14 protein-coding genes and 1 rRNA gene are annotated in these 18,777 nt (G+C 41.1%); 4 read left to right on the top strand and 11 right to left on the bottom strand.

The features are described from left to right. Nucleotides 1-179: 179 nt before the first annotated feature. Nucleotides 180-1,091, bottom strand: a complete 912-nt coding sequence (locus FTU06_RS15755) for a LysR family transcriptional regulator (protein ID WP_078194112.1) — start codon at nt 1,089-1,091, stop codon at nt 180-182. Nucleotides 1,092-1,189: 98 nt separating this feature from the next. Between FTU06_RS15755 and FTU06_RS15760 the strand changes: the two genes are divergently transcribed. After that, on the top strand, nt 1,190-1,798 hold the full coding sequence (locus FTU06_RS15760; RefSeq protein WP_078194113.1) for an FMN-dependent NADH-azoreductase: 609 nt from the start codon (nt 1,190-1,192) through the stop codon (nt 1,796-1,798). A gap of 180 nt (nt 1,799-1,978) precedes the next feature. Next, nucleotides 1,979-3,313, top strand: a complete 1,335-nt coding sequence (locus FTU06_RS15765; RefSeq protein ID WP_180147510.1) for an ISNCY family transposase — start codon at nt 1,979-1,981, stop codon at nt 3,311-3,313. 69 nt (nt 3,314-3,382) lie between these two features. On the opposite strand, the gene FTU06_RS15770 is transcribed toward FTU06_RS15765, so the two are convergent. The 4 genes from FTU06_RS15770 to ilvD (FTU06_RS15785) all read right to left on the bottom strand — a co-directional run bounded on the left by FTU06_RS15770 (nt 3,383) and on the right by ilvD (FTU06_RS15785) (nt 9,493). After that, on the bottom strand, nt 3,383-3,670 hold the full coding sequence (locus tag FTU06_RS15770; protein WP_180147512.1) for a chorismate mutase: 288 nt from the start codon (nt 3,668-3,670) through the stop codon (nt 3,383-3,385). Next, on the bottom strand, nt 3,651-4,973 hold the full coding sequence (locus FTU06_RS15775; RefSeq protein WP_180103114.1) for a hypothetical protein: 1,323 nt from the start codon (nt 4,971-4,973) through the stop codon (nt 3,651-3,653). Before FTU06_RS15775 ends, FTU06_RS15770 begins: the two co-directional genes overlap by 20 nt. A 151-nt stretch (nt 4,974-5,124) precedes the next feature. After that, on the bottom strand, nt 5,125-6,810 hold the full coding sequence (ilvD, locus tag FTU06_RS15780) for a dihydroxy-acid dehydratase (protein WP_180147515.1): 1,686 nt from the start codon (nt 6,808-6,810) through the stop codon (nt 5,125-5,127). A gap of 853 nt (nt 6,811-7,663) precedes the next feature. Further along, on the bottom strand, nt 7,664-9,493 hold the full coding sequence (ilvD, locus tag FTU06_RS15785) for a dihydroxy-acid dehydratase (protein ID WP_180147518.1): 1,830 nt from the start codon (nt 9,491-9,493) through the stop codon (nt 7,664-7,666). Nucleotides 9,494-9,930: 437 nt separating this feature from the next. Here ilvD (FTU06_RS15785) and fmt point away from each other — a divergent pair, with 437 nt between their 5' ends. Both fmt and rsmB read left to right on the top strand, forming a co-directional pair. Beyond that, nucleotides 9,931-10,890, top strand: a complete 960-nt coding sequence (gene fmt, locus FTU06_RS15790; RefSeq protein WP_180147521.1) for a methionyl-tRNA formyltransferase — start codon at nt 9,931-9,933, stop codon at nt 10,888-10,890. After that, nucleotides 10,890-12,197 carry a 16S rRNA (cytosine(967)-C(5))-methyltransferase RsmB gene (rsmB, locus tag FTU06_RS15795; protein WP_180147524.1) on the top strand — a complete coding sequence of 436 codons (1,308 nt, stop codon included), beginning with the start codon at nt 10,890-10,892 and terminating at the stop codon, nt 12,195-12,197. The genes fmt and rsmB overlap by 1 nt, the downstream gene beginning before the upstream one ends. Nucleotides 12,198-12,279: 82 nt before the next feature. Here rsmB and FTU06_RS15800 read toward each other — a convergent pair whose 3' ends face one another. From FTU06_RS15800 to rrf, 6 genes are all read right to left on the bottom strand, one after another. Continuing rightward, nucleotides 12,280-12,390 carry a methionine/alanine import family NSS transporter small subunit gene (locus tag FTU06_RS15800; RefSeq protein WP_180005359.1) on the bottom strand — a complete coding sequence of 37 codons (111 nt, stop codon included), beginning with the start codon at nt 12,388-12,390 and terminating at the stop codon, nt 12,280-12,282. A 1-nt stretch (nt 12,391) separates the two neighbouring features. Further along, complete coding sequence (locus tag FTU06_RS15805) at nt 12,392-13,876, bottom strand: sodium-dependent transporter (RefSeq protein WP_180005360.1); 1,485 nt, start codon at nt 13,874-13,876, stop codon at nt 12,392-12,394. 367 nt (nt 13,877-14,243) lie between these two features. Next, nucleotides 14,244-14,804, bottom strand: a complete 561-nt coding sequence (locus tag FTU06_RS15810) for a DUF1287 domain-containing protein (protein ID WP_180147527.1) — start codon at nt 14,802-14,804, stop codon at nt 14,244-14,246. 87 nt (nt 14,805-14,891) lie between these two features. Continuing rightward, nucleotides 14,892-16,337, bottom strand: a complete 1,446-nt coding sequence (locus tag FTU06_RS15815; RefSeq protein ID WP_180147530.1) for an aldehyde dehydrogenase family protein — start codon at nt 16,335-16,337, stop codon at nt 14,892-14,894. Between the two features lie 363 nt (nt 16,338-16,700). After that, the gene (locus tag FTU06_RS15820; RefSeq protein WP_180049587.1) at nt 16,701-18,074 is read right to left on the bottom strand and encodes an MFS transporter; all 1,374 of its coding nucleotides are present in this window, start codon (nt 18,072-18,074) and stop codon (nt 16,701-16,703) included. A 603-nt stretch (nt 18,075-18,677) separates the two neighbouring features. After that, a 5S ribosomal RNA gene (gene rrf / locus FTU06_RS15825) occupies nt 18,678-18,777 on the bottom strand; the annotation flags it as partial.

Consider the following 18,777-nt stretch of genomic DNA (forward strand, 5'->3'; position numbering starts at 1 on the left):
TCAATTACGCAAAATAATTCGGTACTATTAAACATGAGGATAGAGTTGTGAGTTTTGTGTGGTAACTCAACTGATGGCTCTAGTCCTCATATTTTTCAAGTCAATTTCTTATCCGCGATTCGGGTTAAACTAGAAAGATTTTGTATTACTATCAATTTAGAATTCCTCTCTTATAAATCTTATTTAATGACGCTATCTTTTTGTATTGATGAAGCTATTTTATCAATGGTAGTACGAACACGTATTGGTAAGAAATTTGATCTTTTCCATACAATTTGAATAGGATAGTTAGTACTTGAATAGTTAGTAAGTAGGTGTATTAATTGACCACTTTGTATATATTCTTGAATCAACCAGGAAGGTAACCAACCAATTCCTCCATGCATTAGTACATAATCTAATATGCTTTTTATGTCATCCATTTGAACTTTATTTTTTGGCAAATATTTCATAGTTTTATGATGAGAACTTTGAAATATCCACTTTTCAAGCTGCCCATTTTTCAAATATCCAATAGTCTGATGGTTATCTAAATCTTTGATACTCTCAGGAACCTGGTATCTTTTTAAATATTCAGGTGTGGCACAGAGCCACATTGCATGCTCAGAAATCTTTTTAACCATTAATTGACTATTATCTTCTAAATTACCAATTCTTATCACTAGGTCATAATTATCTTCAATTAAATCAATATAACGATCATTAAAAGAAAGAACCATATTCAAATTTTGATGTTCATCTGCTAAGTCTCTTAATATCGGAACTATGAACTTTTGTCCAAATAATACAGGCATAGAGATACGTATCATTCCCTGAATATTTTGATTATTACTTTCAAATAATGTCTCAGCTATTAATAATTCTTGTACAGCCCGCTGGCTATGTTCATAGAAAATACTACCTTCTTCTGTGAGAGCTAAATGACGTGTATCTCTGTTAAAAAGTACTACTCCGAGCTGTACCTCAAGCTTTGAAATCATCTTACTGACAGCGGAACGAGTCAGATGTAATTTTTCTGATGCTTTAGTAAAACTTCCTTGTTCAACAACACTAATAAATGCCATCAAACTTTTCAGATCATTAACACGCATATTAGTTCCAATTGGGAATCAATGAGTTGATTTATTATCACTTTTGTATCCAATTTATCAATGATAATCTAATTAAAATTCATATTAGGAACCTTACTATGAACAGAATTTTAGTTATCAAATCTAGTTTTATGCAGGAAAAATCTCTAAGTAATCAGCTCATTAATAAATATTTATATAGACGTAAGCAAAGTGGTTATGTTGACCAAATAATTGAACATGATCTAGGAGCTATGAACTTACCAGTATTAAACTTAGAGATATTTAATGCCTTACGTGGAGAGGCGAATGAAAAACCTGAGGTAAAAGCAGCAGTAGCTCTCTCTGATCAATTTATTCAAGAGCTGAAAGATTGTGATCTATTATTGATTGCAGCACCAATGTATAACTTAAATGTACCAACCCAATTAAAAAACTGGTTCGACTTAATTGCACGAGCACGAGTAACTTTTCAATATACAGAAACCGCACCCGTAGGATTAATTAAAGGTGTTAAATCAATTATCTTTAGTTCACGTGGTGGTTTTCATCAAGATCTCCCAACAGATGCTGTTACAGCGTATTTAATAGCAGTATTAGGATTAATTGGTATTGATAAGGTAGATTTTATATATGCTGAAGGCACTGATATTAAACCATTAGGGAAATCTAAAGCACTTGAATTAGCTTCACAGCAAATTGCTTTACAAACGAACGTAGGATTGTAAGTATATTCTTCCTTATGGCAATGAAATTATAATTTTCTATTGTTCTAAGGTTCCTATTTAACATAATGGCTGTTATATGAAATTCAGCTGTTAGAACCCATTTAAAGTGTCTATATTCTCACCAATAAAAATGTCTAGTTTATGATGGTTTTTATCACCATGGACTGGATATAAATATAGATGCTTATCACTATGTCTGACAAAGAAATTCAACGGCTTGCAGTTCTGCAAGACGTTCGAGATCATCGTATTACCCAGGTCCGTGCTGCTGAAATCCTCAATCTTTCCACCCGTCAAATTACCCGGTTATTGCAGAAGCTCAATCAAGATGGTGTCTCAGGTATGGCACATGCCAGTCGTGGTCAACCTGGCCATCGTCGCCATGATGACTTGTTAAAATCAAAGTGCCTTTCCATTATTGCTGAACATTTACTGGGCTTTGGACCCACCTTGGCGCATGAGAAGCTCAACAGCATATTTGACCTGAATATCCCGGTAGAAACGCTTCGTCGCTGGATGACTGCCAATGACCTGTGGATTCCGCGATCCAAGCGCCTTAAACGTCCATATCAGCCACGTTATAACCGGGATTGCTTCGGTGAGCTAATCCAGATTGATGGCTCATATCATGACTGGTTCGAAGGTCGAGCTGCAAAATGCTGCTTGTTGGTTTATATCGATGATGCCACTGGAAAGCTGTTGCATCTGCGCTTTTGTGAGGCTGAAACGACCTTTGACTACATGCTTTCAACCCGAGCCTACATTGAACAATACGGCAAACCTCTAGCCTTTTATAGTGACAAGCATTCGGTATTCAGAGTTAATCAGAAATCCAGGCAAGACAGCCAGATTACGCAATTTGGGCGGATTCTGAATAATTTGAACATCGATATTATCTTTGCCAACTCACCCCAAGCCAAAGGTCGTGTGGAACGTGCCAACAGAACCCTTCAGGACCGTCTGATCAAAGAGATGCGCCTGGAAGGCATCGGTTCGATTGCAGAGGCCAATATATGGTTACCCTGCTTTATTGAGCAGTTCAATCAGAAGTTCGCCAAATGTGCGCGAAACTCAAAGAACCTGCATCGGCCATTAACCGAATCTGATCTTGAACTGGATGATATTTTTACCTGGCAGGAACCGCGTAAGGTCACCAAGAATCTGACCCTGACCTATGACAAGTGTATTTATATGCTTGAACCGACAGAGCTGAATCATAAGCTTGTTGGGCAATACATTTCATTTCTGGGGTATCCGGATGGCACTGTAGCTATCATGCATGAAGGACGGAAGATCAACTATAGCGCCTTCAATAAACTGGCTGGACTACAGCAAAATGCAGTTGTTGAGAATAAAAGATTAGGCTCGGTTCTAGCCCATATCCAGCAGCAACATGAAGATTTGGAGAAACAGAATAAACGTTCCCGTCTCAAGAAAAGTATGCCGAGTCGTAAAGCTCAGAAAGCCATCATTGAACAAAGAAATTTAAATCCTGTGCTTGACTCTTGTAGTTAAAAACAGGACATTTTAAATAGTTTATCGCATAGACATTTTAATTGGGGAATAACATCAAATCCGTCCCAACTATGGGCGGATTTCTTTCAACTCACGTTGAATAAAATGCTGAATCATATCGCGGTATAAACGTTCCACAATATCTGCATTTACACCGTACTCTGTGGCTTGTAGACGAATTTTACTTATTACCGCTTCGACACGCTCTGGTGATTGAACATCCTGTACTGAACGCTTAAAACGCACCGCTTGATCGACATAAAACTGACGTGCTGCAATGAGCTCAATAATCCCCTGATCAATCACATCAATCTGTGCACGGGCTTGCTCTAATGACTCAACTTTTACTTTCTTCATCTTCTCTGGCTTCACTTTCAGCGGTGTTTTCACTTTTATACTTCTCTTCTAACACATTACTGAAAATACTTTCAATCATCCATACGCGGTATAAGCTATTAAATACATAGCTTTGACCTGCAATACGTAATTCCAAGACGGGAAAATCCGGCTGTGACTTCATCTCACAGTGCATATCATTTTCTTTTAATTTTTCAGCAATATCGTTAGTAGTCAGTTCAGAAATCTCTAACTCATACTGTAAGGCCTGAAAATGTGCTTTGAAGGATAAATCACGCCCTTTGGTCCATACGGCTTCCAAAATGCGATACATCACATCAATACGTTGCTCTTCAGGCGCACTGTAGTAAAGCTGTGACATAGCTAATGTCGCAGCTTCTGTAGGCCGGCAAAATGGCGTGAACTTAACTTCTGTCCGTTTAGACAGACGTGTTGCCAAACTCCAGTCAAACAAATCTCGACCGTGATACGACAATGGATACACATTCAGCTGAATATTATAATAGTCCGCCAATTCCTCACGAATATAAGCCAACAGTAACCATGAAATCGGATCTTCCATCGCGATGTAGAGATCAAGCTCAGGATCAAGTCCCTGAATTTCATTTAACTCTTCTGCATCACTAATCAGGTGCTCACGCCATTCAATATGATTGATCATAAAGATCGGGTTATCTGTCAGGAGCTTTTGTTGTTTTAAACGGCGCGTTAAACGCAGTAAATCATCTACAGCATGGTACTTACGTTCACCAAACTCAAAATACCCCGTCAAAATTGGTAAGTCAGAAAAGATCCGTTCTGGAAAATCTTGAGCTTTATGATGACGGCTGGCCATCGCGTACAGTGTTCTCAGCTTGCCATACTGCTTTTGCCACAGCATGTGGAACACATCTTCAAGTAAATAGAGAAAGTCTTGGCCGCGTAATGGGGTATTTTTTAGAATAATTTCGGCTTGTTCTAAAGCTTCAGCGGTCGGTTGTTCAGGTGTTTCATGAAAACTAAAACGATGCTGACGCGCTAAAATTTGAGCATCATTCAGACAATATTGTTGCCATTCTATCGAGGACATTTGATTAGGAGGTTCAGCACTCTGACGACAAATAATCACTTTCAGTGGTTTAATTTCATCACTGAGAATTTCTTCTAATTGAGGCAGTTGCTGCGCAGCCAAATAGCTATAGACATCATCCAGTCGAAGATAAACACTCAGACCTTGTTCCGTGGGTAACACCGCTTGTCGGGTCGGTTTCTGATAAAACCAACTCGATCGGATTGGATCGAACCAACGGCGTAACAGTGACATGCGTTTTTTGCCTCAAAATGATGAATTGTGCCGAACCTGCCAGCACATGCTTAAAATTCAACTTCTATTATGAAGCTGTTTTAAATGAGATATAAGCCTTGTGCAAAACTTATATCAAGTCAGGGCTGAATGTTCAATGTTTAACAATGGATTAGACGTCTAGATTTAGGTCAGTCACTGCACCTTTTTCCGCACCAGAGGTCAGCTTGGCAAATTTAGCCAAAGCGCCGTGGGTATAGTTTGGTTTCGGTTTGACCCAGGCCGCACGACGTGCAGCAATTTCATTCTCAGCCACATGCCAAGTCATTTCACGAGTTTCAGCGTTAATTGAAATTTTATCGCCGTTTTTGACCAAGCCAATTGGACCTCCTTCATAGGCTTCTGGTGTCACATGCCCAATCACAAAACCATGACTACCGCCAGAGAAACGTCCATCGGTCAATAACGCAACGGATTGGCCTAGACCTTTACCAATAATTGCAGAAGTCGGTTTCAGCATTTCCGGCATACCCGGCCCGCCTTTCGGCCCAACACCGCGAATCACCACCACTTCACCTTCTTGTACTTCGCCATCTAAAATACCGCGCATGGCACCCTGCTCACCCTCAAATACCCGCGCGGGCCCTTCAAAATATAGTCCTTCTTTACCGGTAATTTTAGCCACGGCACCTGTCGGTGACAGATTGCCTTTCAGTACCACCAAGTGCGAATCCTTTTTGATTGGCGCATCAAATGGCAGAATAATTTGCTGTCCTTCAGGATAATCCTCTACATCAGCCAAGTTTTCCGCCAAAGTTCTGCCCGTAACGGTTAAGCAAGAACCGTCAAGCATGCCTGCATCCAGCATGCGCTTCATCAGCGGTTGAATGCCGCCAATGGCAATCAGTTCCGACATTAAATATTTACCCGATGGGCGCACATCGGCCACCACAGGAATATCTTTACCAATGCGCACAAAATCATCCAAAGAGAGTTCCACACCTGCGGTATGCGCCATGGCAATCAAATGCAGTACGCCATTGGTTGAACCGCCTAAAGCAATCAGCACTTTGATCGAGTTTTCAAAAGCGGCTTTGGTCATAATGTCGCGCGGCTTAATATCGAGACGCAGCAGGTTCATCACGGCTTCACCTGCGCGCTGGCAGTCGGCAATTTTATCCGCGGATACCGCTTCCTGTGCTGAAGACCCGGGCAAGCTCATGCCCAGTGCTTCAATCGCTGAAGCCATCGAATTGGCCGTATACATACCACCGCACGAACCCGGCCCCGGTAGCGCGACTTCTTCAATCTGCTTCACTTGAATTTCATTGATTTCGCCTTTGGCATGCTGACCGACTGCTTCAAATACCGAAATCATGTCGGTATGACCAGCTCCAGGTTTAATGGTGCCGCCATAAATAAACAGACCCGGACGGTTTAAACGCGCCAAGCCCATGATGCAACCCGGCATGTTCTTGTCACAGCCGCCAATCGCAATCACGCCATCATAGGCCTGACAGCCCACCACAGCTTCAATAGAATCGGCAATGATTTCCCGCGACAGCAAGGAATACTTCATGCCTTCTGTACCGTTGGAAATGCCATCAGAAATGGTGATGGTATTGAAAATAATGCCTTTCCCGCCTGCAGCATTGACCCCACTTTCAGCTTCACGGGCCAAAGCATCAATATGCATATTACATGGCGTGACATTGGCCCAAGTCGAAGCAATGCCAATAAAGGGGCGAGTAAAGTCAGCATCTTGGAAGCCCGTAGCACGCATCATGGAACGTGCAGGCGCATTTTCAATGCCTTCATAAACAGGAGCGGAATGTTCACGGATATTATTTTTACTCATTGTTCTTCCTTGGCGATGGCTGATTTTGGCTTCAGCTTTGGCGGGTTCTTTTAAATTTATTGTATAGAAAGCGCTCAGCATGTAAAAGAAATTCCATCCCCGCATATAAAGTTTTTATGTACATCCAATATTATTGAATCACATGCCAAAGCCATAAAAGGCGTATGAGAAGATTTGAATAAAGGGAGGATTTTCACATGAATCCTCTCCCTAGCCCTCTCCTTTAAAAGAGAGGGAACGTCCATAATGTCGGCACTACTGCCCATAAAATGACTTAGGTAATGATTTATTATGCGTTGAATTTTATCTAATACCTGATACGCGGAAATGTCATCCGCAACCTGCGTGGTCTTTTAAAGAAACTTTTTTTGCAAAAAATATTTTTAGAATCTTAAGTGGACAGGTTTTGCGGATGACAAATGGTTTTGGTTACTTTTGCCAAAACAAAAGTAACATAAGAGCTCCTAAAATTTGCTTTAAAAAGATAAGACTCCGTCGTGTCATTTTTTTAAATTTAGAGACTATAAAAAATAAGCTTCCACAATATTCAATTTAGTGAAAATCAAAATAAAAAAATCACCGCAGAAAGTATGATTTTAGGTTTTAGATTCTTTCCCATACAACCTCATACTAAAGAATAAAACTCTAATGCTATCTCGTAGGCACTCCTTACTTTTGACAGGCCAAAAGTAAACAAAAGCCTTTATCTACCCGATATAGCATCCCTGCTATACTGGCAAACGTGCAACTTCCTGTCGCACCTCTCCATAGCAAAAGTTGGGAATTTATAAAATATTACTTGCATAAAAAAAGCACCCCATTCGGAGTGCTTTTTTATTTAAAAATCTAGAGCTTAGATTTCACGTACTGCGCCTTTCGCCGCACTTGTAGTATGCATTGCATACGCTTTCAATGCTTTCGAAATTTTACGCGGACGCTCTTCCACAGGATGCCAACCTTTGGCTTCTTGCGCTGCACGGCGAGCCGCCATCGTAGCGTCATCAACAGCTAAGTTGATGGTACGGTTTGGAATATCGATTTCGATTAAATCACCATCTTCCACCAAACCAATTGCACCGCCTTCTGCTGCTTCAGGTGAAACGTGACCAATTGAAAGGCCTGACGAACCGCCCGAGAAACGACCGTCAGTCAATAACGCACATTCTTTGCCTAGACCTTTCGATTTTAAGTAGCTGGTTGGGTACAGCATTTCTTGCATACCCGGACCACCACGTGGGCCTTCATAGCGAATCACCACCACATCACCGGCTTTGATTTCATTACCCAAGATCGCCTCTACTGCTGAATCTTGGCTTTCAAACACACGTGCAGTACCGTTGAATTTCAAGATTGAATCATCTACACCCGCAGTTTTTACAATACAGCCATCTAGCGCGATGTTGCCATAAAGCACAGCCAAACCACCATCTTTAGAGAATGCATGTTCTGCATTACGGATTACACCCGCTTCACGGTCACCATCAAGACGTTGGTAATAACGATCTTGAGAGAATGCAGTTTGCGTTGGTACACCGCCCGGTGCTGAACGGAAGAATTGATATACGTCTTCATTTTCAGTACGGATGATGTCCCATTTATCCAAAGCATCTTTTAGTGAAGCTTCATGAACGGTACCAACCGAAGTATCGAGCAAGCCTGCACGGTCTAATTCACCCAAAATCGACATGATGCCGCCTGCACGGTGTACATCTTCCATATGCACGTCGTTTTTCGCAGGTGCAACTTTACAGAGTACAGGCACTTTGCGAGACAAACGGTCAATGTCGTCCATGGTGAAATCAACACCCGCTTCATTGGCAGCTGCTAATAAATGCAGAACGGTGTTGGTTGACCCACCCATTGCGATGTCCAAAGTCATGGCATTTTCATACGATGCTTTGGTTACCATTTCACGTGGCAATACACTGTAATCATCTTGTTCGTAGTGACGTTTGGTAATTTCTACGATCAATTGACCAGCTTTTTCAAATAATTTTTTACGGTTGGCATGGGTTGCCAGTGTAGAACCGTTACCCGGTAAGGACAGACCCAATGCTTCTGTTAAGCAGTTCATTGAGTTTGCGGTGAACATACCTGAGCATGAACCACAAGTTGGGCATGCAGAGCGTTCGTATTCAGCAACTTCTTCATCAGTATAGTTGTCATCTGCAGCCACAATCATGGCATCAATCAAGTCGATCGCTTTGTCATTGCCGCGGATTTTGACTTTACCCGCTTCCATTGGGCCGCCAGAAACAAATACCACTGGAATGTTCAAGCGCATTGCCGCCATCAACATCCCTGGGGTGATTTTGTCACAGTTTGAAATACACACCATGGCATCGGCACAGTGCGCGCTCACCATGTATTCTACTGAGTCTGCAATCAAGTCACGTGAAGGCAATGAATACAGCATGCCGTCATGGCCCATCGCAATACCGTCATCGACTGCGATGGTGTTAAATTCTTTAGCAACACCGCCTGCTTGCTCAATTTGACGCGCCACAAGTTGACCAAGGTCTTTAAGATGAACGTGACCCGGTACAAATTGGGTAAATGAGTTCACGACAGCAATAATTGGTTTACCGAAGTCTTCATCTTTCATACCAGTTGCACGCCATAAGCCGCGCGCACCCGCCATATTTCTTCCGTGTGTCGATGTTTTTGAACGATAGTCAGGCATTTTATATTTCCAACAAAGTTTGAGCTTGAAATGAACCCTGCAGATTCACTCTGGCTAAATCATACTGACAATGATGTAAAATCAGTCGAATTTTAAACCTATCATACACCAAGCCATTGTTTTTAAAGATGGCTTTTTAAGCTGAGATTTGGGCAGATGGGTCTATCAATAAAAACGAGTGATTTGACGACAAAAATCTTTTAACTGAAATCTACTATACCGCCATCAAAGGCTGCACAATACAAAACTTTCATGAATAATTTTTAAATTTTATATAAATATAATTTATTTAAAAATTGCAAAATTTCTATTTTGAGTTATGAAATCATTGAGCTTGAACAGCTCCAAAGTTTCAAAAATCAATTTCTAATGTTCTAAATTACGCTTTAATCCTTTGCTATAATCCACATATTCAACACAAATTCGGTTCATTCATTTTGAAAATCATCTTTGCCGGTACACCAGAATTTGCCGCAACAGCATTAGCTGCATTGCTCAAAACACAACATGAAATTGTTGCGGTATACACTCAACCTGACCGCAAAGCAGGTCGTGGACAAAAATTAACTGCATCCGCTGTTAAAGTCTTAGCACTTGAACATGATATTCCTGTTTACCAACCCCTTCATTTCAAATCATCGACTGAAGAAGGTTTAGCCGCACAGGCGGAATTAAAAGCCTTAAATGCCGATGTTATGGTGGTTGCAGCCTATGGTTTGATCTTGCCGCAAGTGGTGTTAGATACCCCGAAATATGGCTGTCTGAATATTCATGGTTCATTGCTGCCACGTTGGCGTGGTGCCGCACCGATTCAACGTGCCATCGCTACAGGTGATACTGAAACGGGTGTCACCATTATGAAAATGGCAGCCGGACTCGATACAGGCGACATGATGTATAAAACCATCTGCCCGATTGAAGCAACGGATACCTCTGCAACTTTGCATGACAAACTTGCAGAGCAAGGTGCAACTGCTATTGTTGCCGTTTTAGATACTGAACAAACATTGCAGCAATATCTGGACAGCCGTGAAATCCAAGACGAAGCATTAACGGTTTATGCACATAAGCTTTCAAAAGCTGAAGCAAAAATTGATTGGTCCATCGATGCTGTACAAATCGATCGTAACATTCGCGCCTTTAATCCGTGGCCGGTAGCATTTATTCAGTTGGATGAACAAAACAACTTACGTGTTTGGCATTCTGAACTTTCTGCTGCGTCTGCACCGAATGCTCAAGCAGGTGAAATCATCGCTATCGACAAAAAAGGCATACACGTTGCCTGTGCCAATGGCAGCGTGATTATTTTGACTTCTTTGCAATGGCCGGGTGCTAAACCACTCAACCCTGTACAAATTTTACAAACCCAAAAATTGACTATTGGACAAATTTTATAATGAAGCAATCTCCCAACGCCTCGACCCGAGACCTTAATTTACGTGCTCAGGTAGTGAAGACGTTATTGGCTGTCCAAAATGGTCAATCGCTGCAATCGGTACTCGCGCAGCAAATGAATATCGTGTCAGATAAAGACCGTGCGTTATTCCATGAATTGGTGCTTGGTTGTTTACGTCAATGGTACGCATTGAAACAACTGACTTTACCATTACTGTCTAAACCTGTAGATAACCAAGTGGTTGAAACCTGTTTATACCTTGGTTTGTACCAATTGTTGTGTACCCGTGTCGCAGCTCACGCTGCAATTTCTGAAACGGTGGAAGCTGCAAAACAATTGGGTATGGGCAGTCTAAGTGGCTTAATCAACGCGATTTTGCGCCGTGCAACACGTGAAACAGAACAGTTCTACGACGTACTTGAACAAGCCACCAATTTACCTAGTTGGTTATCTAAACGTTTGAAAAAAGACTGGGGTGAACAATTTGACGAGCTCAGCTATGAGCTTAAACAAATTGCACCACTGACGTTACGTGTTAATACACGTCAAGTGAGCCGTGACGAATACCTTGATATTCTGGAAGATGAAGGCATCGATGCACATCGTTGTGAACTGTCTGATGTCGGTATCGTGATGGACGAAAGCCTACACATTCCAAGTTTGCCGGGCTTTGAAGCAGGTGGTTTCTCGGTACAAGATGAACATGCTCAGCTGTGTGCAACACTCTTACCAAATCTCGATGGTAAATTTGTGATAGATGCTTGTGCTGCACCGGGTGGTAAAACCGCACACATTTTAGAGACTTTCCAACCGAAGAAACTCATTGCACTGGATCAAGATGAAAAGCGTCTGAAACGCGTGGTTGAAAACCTTGATCGTTTGGATCTCGATGGTAAACATGTTGAAATTCAAACTGCCGATGCCATCACTTACACTTCTCCTGAGCTTGCTGATTGTATCGTGCTCGATGCGCCATGTACTGCTGTCGGTGTAATGCGTCGTCATCCGGATATTCGTTTACTACGTCAATCGGGCGACATTGCGAAAACAGTAGTATTACAAAAGCAAATTTTGGAAAACATGTGGAAGCAGCTTAAAGTCGGCGGCACCTTGCTTTACATCACTTGCTCGATTTTAAAAGCTGAAAATGAACAGCAAATAGTTGAGTTTTTTGCTAATCATGCAGATGCTCAAGAAGTCAAAATTGAGGCAGACTGGGGTATGGAACAGATCCATGGCCGTCAACTTTTCCCAAAAGTCGGTTATGGTGATGGTTTCTATTATTGCCGTATAGTAAAAACGGCCTAAATCAATAAACACCTTTTTAGATGTAAACAATCATAAAAAATGCCCGATGATTTCATCGGGCATTTTTTTCGTCATTCTAAATTTAATCTTCAGCTTCGTCAGGATTTTTCACCAAATGAATCGTCGCTAAAAGTAAACCACCCCATAGCAAAACAATTGATAAAATCATCATGATCATTGCAGATGTATTCATATTAATTCTCCTCTGGACCTTTGTCTTTACACAAGCTTAATAGAACAGAACCCAATACAAAGAAGGCCAATACCGAACCACCCACCAACCAAAGTGTCGTTGCAGGATAACCGCCATAACCTTCAGTTGCGACAGCCTTAATCGTCAATACAAGTGCAACCAATAATGAAATTGGGGTGATCACGGTCAATAAGAAATTCCAACCTTGACCCAACTTGATACTTGAGTATTGATTTGCATGCTCTTGTAATTGTTTCATCAATGGACGATGGAACCACGACACCAAAATAATAGAGAGTAAACCACCACCCACGATCCCAATGTTATTGGCAAAGTAGTCAATGATATCAACAAAAGTAATGGCACTTTGTGTAGAGAATAAAAGTGTAGATACGATTGCTGAACCGCCCGCAACAATCGTTACAGCTTTATTTTTTGACCAACCCAATTTGTCTTGAAACGCTGCAATTGGCACTTGCAAGATACTCACCATAGAGGTAATCCCTGCAACCACCAACGAAGCAAAGAACAAGAAGCCAAACAAATCACCGCCTGCCCCCATACTCGAAATGATTTTCGGGAAGGCAATAAAGGCTAAACCAATACCACCAGATACTACTTCTTTTACAGGTACACCTGAACTTTGTGCCATGAAACCAAGTGCTGCAAAGACGCCAATACCCGCTAAGATTTCAAATGATGAGTTGGCTAATGCAACGACTACACCTGAACCGGTTAAGTTGGTTTTTGCTTTTAAGTAAGACGCATAGGTCAACATGATCCCGAAACCAATCGATAACGAGAAGAAGATATGACCAAAGGCTGCTAACCATACTTTATAGTCGGTCATCGCTTCCCAGTTTGGCGTAAAGAATGCATTTAAGCCTTCTGCCGCACCCGGTAGACGCAATGCTTGAATGACTAAAATGCTAAATAACACGATCAATAACGGCATAAAAATTTTATTGGCAAGTTCTACACCACGACGTACACCGCCATAGAGAATGAACATCACCACAGCCCAAACAATGACTAAACCAACAAATAAAGTCGGAACAAAACCAAATGTTAAGCCATCACCATTTTGTAGATAGGTTTTAAAGAAAAAGCTTTCCGTATCTGAGCCCCATTGTTGTCCAATGGCGTAATACATGTAACTACCGGCCCATGACAATACGCTGGCATAGTAGATCCCGATGATGAGTGTCACCATCACTTGCCACCAGCCTAATGCCTCACTGTTCATAAGTTTTTTATATGCAGTTGGCGGTGCTTTTCGGAATTTATGCCCCACTGCATAATCTAAGAACAATAAAGGCAAACCCGCTGCAAAAATTGCAATTAAATAGGGAATTAAAAATGCACCGCCACCATTTTCATACGCCACGTAAGGGAAACGCCAAATGTTTCCCAAACCTACAGCGGAACCAATAGCGGCAATGATAAATCCTGATCGTGCCGACCAGATTTCACGATTATCTGACATAGAACACCTAAACCTCAGGCATCTTTAACTGCTGCTTGTTATGGTTATATCGCGAGCAAAAAAAGAACCATAAAAATAAAATTCTGGGTGTTTGATCTGGTGAGATACCTTGTGAGCGTCTATACCAAATTGCAAACAGAAAAATCACATGCGCATTTTGGTTAAAAACACCACAAATAACTTTCCCTTTGTATGAATTAACAATACTCACTTTTTTTAAGTTTTTCTGTAATTTCTACGGCAAATATTCCATTTTTATAATGTGTTTAGGCTTAAATGTTCATTTAATCAGCTTATTTTTCATACAATTTAAGTTATTAATAATATAACTTTTAGGAATATTTTATTTCCAATTAAATTTTTAAAGTTATTTCACTCGATAATGTCCGGTAATTTGATAGGCATGCAAAAGATCTTCTTCCTGTGTGCCCTCTCCTATATTATGGATGATCAGCGGAACATCGCTAGCTTTCACTTTACGATCTGAAACCACGCCAATATGCACTAAACCACGCCCTAAGTCCCAAGTGACAATATCTCCTGCCAAATACTGATTATTTTTGACAACATAGCCCTGACGTTGCATCCAAGTTTGAATATTGGGAACACGTCGATGATCAATATTTTTATCGGTTCCTTTTAAGCCCCATTTTTGTGGATACTGCTTAAAATTGGCTTTCATATCTTCATGAATGGCTTGTTGTAAATCAATCCCTTGCTGTCGTAATGCACGAATTACCACGTCGGTACAAACACCCTTGATTAAAGGGACATCTCCCATTGGATAACGCAGTGCAGTATACGCAGGATCATAATATAAGGTTTTCCCAATTTGACTGCGTGCATCCGTCACCATTTGAGTGGCGTTAAAAGCAAAGACAGCCATATTCACGGTCATCAAACTGACCCATAATAAAATTCGTTTCATTTTTTCTTATTCACTTTAGATTTTTGAAATGATTCAAAAACTGGGCTTCGAACAGATCCATGCTGAACCAAGCCCATGTTTAAACGACTACAGTTTTATTGCCAATACGCGTTCTTCTTGCATATCTCGAATGGCAGACTGAATCCCTTCTCGGCCTAAGCCAGAATCTTTTACGCCACCATATGGCATGTTATCAACACGGAAAGATGGAATGTCATTAATAATCACCCCACCGACATCTAAGTGATTCCACGCATACAGCATTTTATTCAAATTTTGCGTATAAACGCCCGCTTGTAAACCAAAACGGCTGCTATTAATTTTGGCGATGCCTTTTTCAAAATTTTTGTATTTCTCTAAAATCGCGACAGGGCCAAAGATTTCATCTTTATACACTTCTAGTGATTCATCGACATTTTCCAATAAAATTGGATCGAGCAAAGCCCCCCGATGTTCACCACGAACCAATGCTTTGGCACCTTTTTTTACTGCTTTATCGACCCATTTATGCACGCGTGTTGCTTCAGCTTCCTTAATCATTGGACCGACCATGGTGCTTTCCAAGTGAGGATCAGCCGCTTTAAGCTGCTTCATTCTCGCCACGAGTTTTTTCTTCACATCGGCATAGATATCAGCATGCACCAAGATGCGTTGTACGCTGATACACACCTGCCCTGCATGGTTATACGCCCCACCGACTAAGCGTTCAATAAATGCCGCTGAAATTTCAGTATCAGGCTCAACCAATACCGCAGCGTTGCCACCGAGCTCCAAAGTCACTTTTTTACGTCCCGCACGCGCTTTCATATCCCAACCAACCACATCGGAACCGGTAAAGCTGAGCAGTTTAAATCGGTCGTCAGTGACCAAGATATCTGCATGTTCACGTGGACAAGGTAAAACCGAAAAGGCACCTTTTGGTAAATCCGTTTCTGCTAAAACTTCCGCAATTTTTAAAGCTGAAATAGGCGTCAAACTTGCAGGTTTCAACACAAATGGACAACCTGCAGCAATGGCGGGTGCAATTTTATGCGCAGTAAGATTGATCGGAAAATTAAACGGGCTGATCAACGATACAGGGCCTATCGGCACATGTTTGACCATGCCTTGATAACCGGATGCCGCTGCGGTAACCGCCAATGGTATCATACGACCATCATCCATCTGTGTGACAGCATCGGCAGCAATTTGAAAGGTATTGATTAAACGTTCAACTTCAGCAGCTGCGGCTTTACGCGGTTTTCCACCTTCCGCAATTAAAATTTCAGTCAATTCTGCACGCATTTCATTAAAACGTTTAACACAGTGCAGTAAAATTTTTTGTTTTTGAAAAGGTTCCAATGCCGCCATTGCAGCGCTAGATTTAACCGCTGAATCAATGGCTTTTTCAATGGTTGCAGCATCTGCGAGTGCAACGCGTGCATATACGTCTTGGGTATATTTTTGATTCACTTCTAACCACTGATCGGTAGTCGCTGCTTTACCTGCAACATAGAGCGGATAATCTTTTATATCTTGTACGGCTTTGGACATGACGATATTTCCATGATCTTGAGACATTATTGATAAATGTGAATAAATCTATGCCTCTATCATGCGCTGACTGAGCACAGAGTTCACTATATTTAAGTAACAAAATGAACCACAAGCGTCAAACTCAGCTACCTAAATGCCTTGAATATTAACCCCTATTTTCAGATCTCTGCTTGCACTGAAAAACGTATGATCGAGTCTCTATATAACGATGAAATTAAATTAGAAGAGCTGTTTAAAAATATTAAATCTCATTATTTATCAATATGTTTTAATAAATCATTCAGCCCAAATTCAATGATAAGAATTATGAGTACAACATAAAAAAAGCCCATCAAATGACGGGCTTTTTAAATCTATGTTTTAGCTATACGAACGCTGTGTTTTCACTGAAGCCTTATTCACATTTTCTAAAGCGGCAACCTCTTCATCCGTTTGCGCTTTGCGAATAAAGAACACTGCAATCGCTGCGATGACTACTGGAATTCCCACGGCCATAAAGTTAATTTGATGTGGCAATTCTTGTGATAATAAATAGCCGATCAGAATCGGGCCAACAATCGCACCTGTACGACCGACTGCAGATGCCCATCCAATACCTGTCGAACGTACAGACAACGGATAGTACTGTGCAACATAGCTATACAGCAAGATTTGCGAACCAATTGCCGATGCACCTGCGACAGCAACCAAAAGATAGATCACAGGCTGTGGTGAATTAAAGCCGAGTAACGATAGTGCCACAGCACCTGCGAGACATAATGTAATGATCACCGGTTTTAAATGGAATTTGTCAGCTAAAATACCGCCGCCAATCGTACCAATCACCGCACCAATATTCATCGCCAATAGGAAGGTCAAACTGCTACCTAATGAATAACCTGCGGCCATCATTAGTTTTGGTAACCAACTGCCTAATGCATAAAGGGTTAATAGACACATAAAGAAACACAGCCAAAACAACATCGTACTTACGCCACGACCTTGCTTATACAACGCTTTAACAGACGTTCCACCCGGAACCGCAACTTCAGTCAGTTCCAGTTGAGTATTTGCAGTCACCGTTTGCTCAGGTGCAATGGTTTGAATCATACGACGTGCTTCATCGTGACGATTCACCTTCACCAAAAATGTGAGCGATTCAGGTAAAAACTTCCAAGCAAATGGCAGCAGTAACAGTGGAATACCCGCAATGAAGAACATGATTTGCCAGCCATAATCCGCAGTAAACCATGAACCAAATAGAGCCGCCATGATGCCACCCATTGCATAACCACTGAACATAGTTGTCACTAAAGTACTGCGTAGATGCTTAGGTGCATATTCCGAAGTCAATGCCACAAGGTTCGGTAATACCCCACCAATACCAAGTCCAGCAATAAAACGTAAAGCACCAAATTCCGTAGGATTTGAAGCAAAACCACCTAAAAATGTGAATGTACTGAATAAAAATACACAGATCATGATGACTTTCTTACGGCCAATCTTATCAGCCAAAGTACCAAACATCATGGCACCAAACATCATCCCTGCAAGTGCTGTACTCGCTAGCATACCTGCTTGAACAGCTGTTAATCCCCAATCTTTCATTAATAAAGGCAGCGCAACACCATTGATCGCTAAGTCGTAACCATCAAATAAAATAAGAATTAGACACCACATCATGATGCTGAAATGCGATTTTGTGAACTTAGCGTTATCGACAACGCTATTCACATTCATTGTGCTTGTAGACATTGAACCTCACCTCCAATTGTGAGTTTTATTTTTCGCTACAATGCCGTTTTTGACTGTAAATTGTCCAAAATTACAAAGGTATAGACCCATACCTTTCAGATATATCCATGTTGTTTGGGAATAAAATGTCATAAAAACTCGAATATTTTTGAAATATTTATACATAAAAAAGTCGATGGACTGCGGGTCTAGTTTTTATAATGATTAATTATCAATGTGTTATTAGAAGCTAAATCACAATCAGACGATAGATTATTTGATATGAAAATTGTCAGAATAAAACTCAAATTTTATAGAAAAAAATCGCAGCTCTACGATCTAAGTCGTAGATTTCTAAATCATAAGTCATCAAGCATCACTTAAGTCGATAATTAGGCATTTAAACGGTTGTTTTGGCTTACTTACATTCAGGTTTTACGGCATTTAAAGCTGAGAATTCCTTAAATTGATGATTTTTTGAATGCATTGATTGTCTAATAATCACCCATGTTTAGATGATTCAAGCATCAATTTATCTATATTTTTCTCCTTTTCCCTTTTTCCTTTTTTCTCCTTGCATAAAAAAACACCCCCTGGACTAGTCAGGGGGTGTTTCGAATAATGAGCTGGCGATGACTTACTCTCACATGGGTAACCCCACACTACCATCAGCGCTAAGAGGTTTCACTTCTGAGTTCGGGAAGGGATCAGGTGGTTCACTCTT

It is taken from the genome of Acinetobacter sp. YH12052 (genome assembly GCF_013419835.1).
Lineage (GTDB): Bacteria > Pseudomonadota > Gammaproteobacteria > Pseudomonadales > Moraxellaceae > Acinetobacter > Acinetobacter amyesii.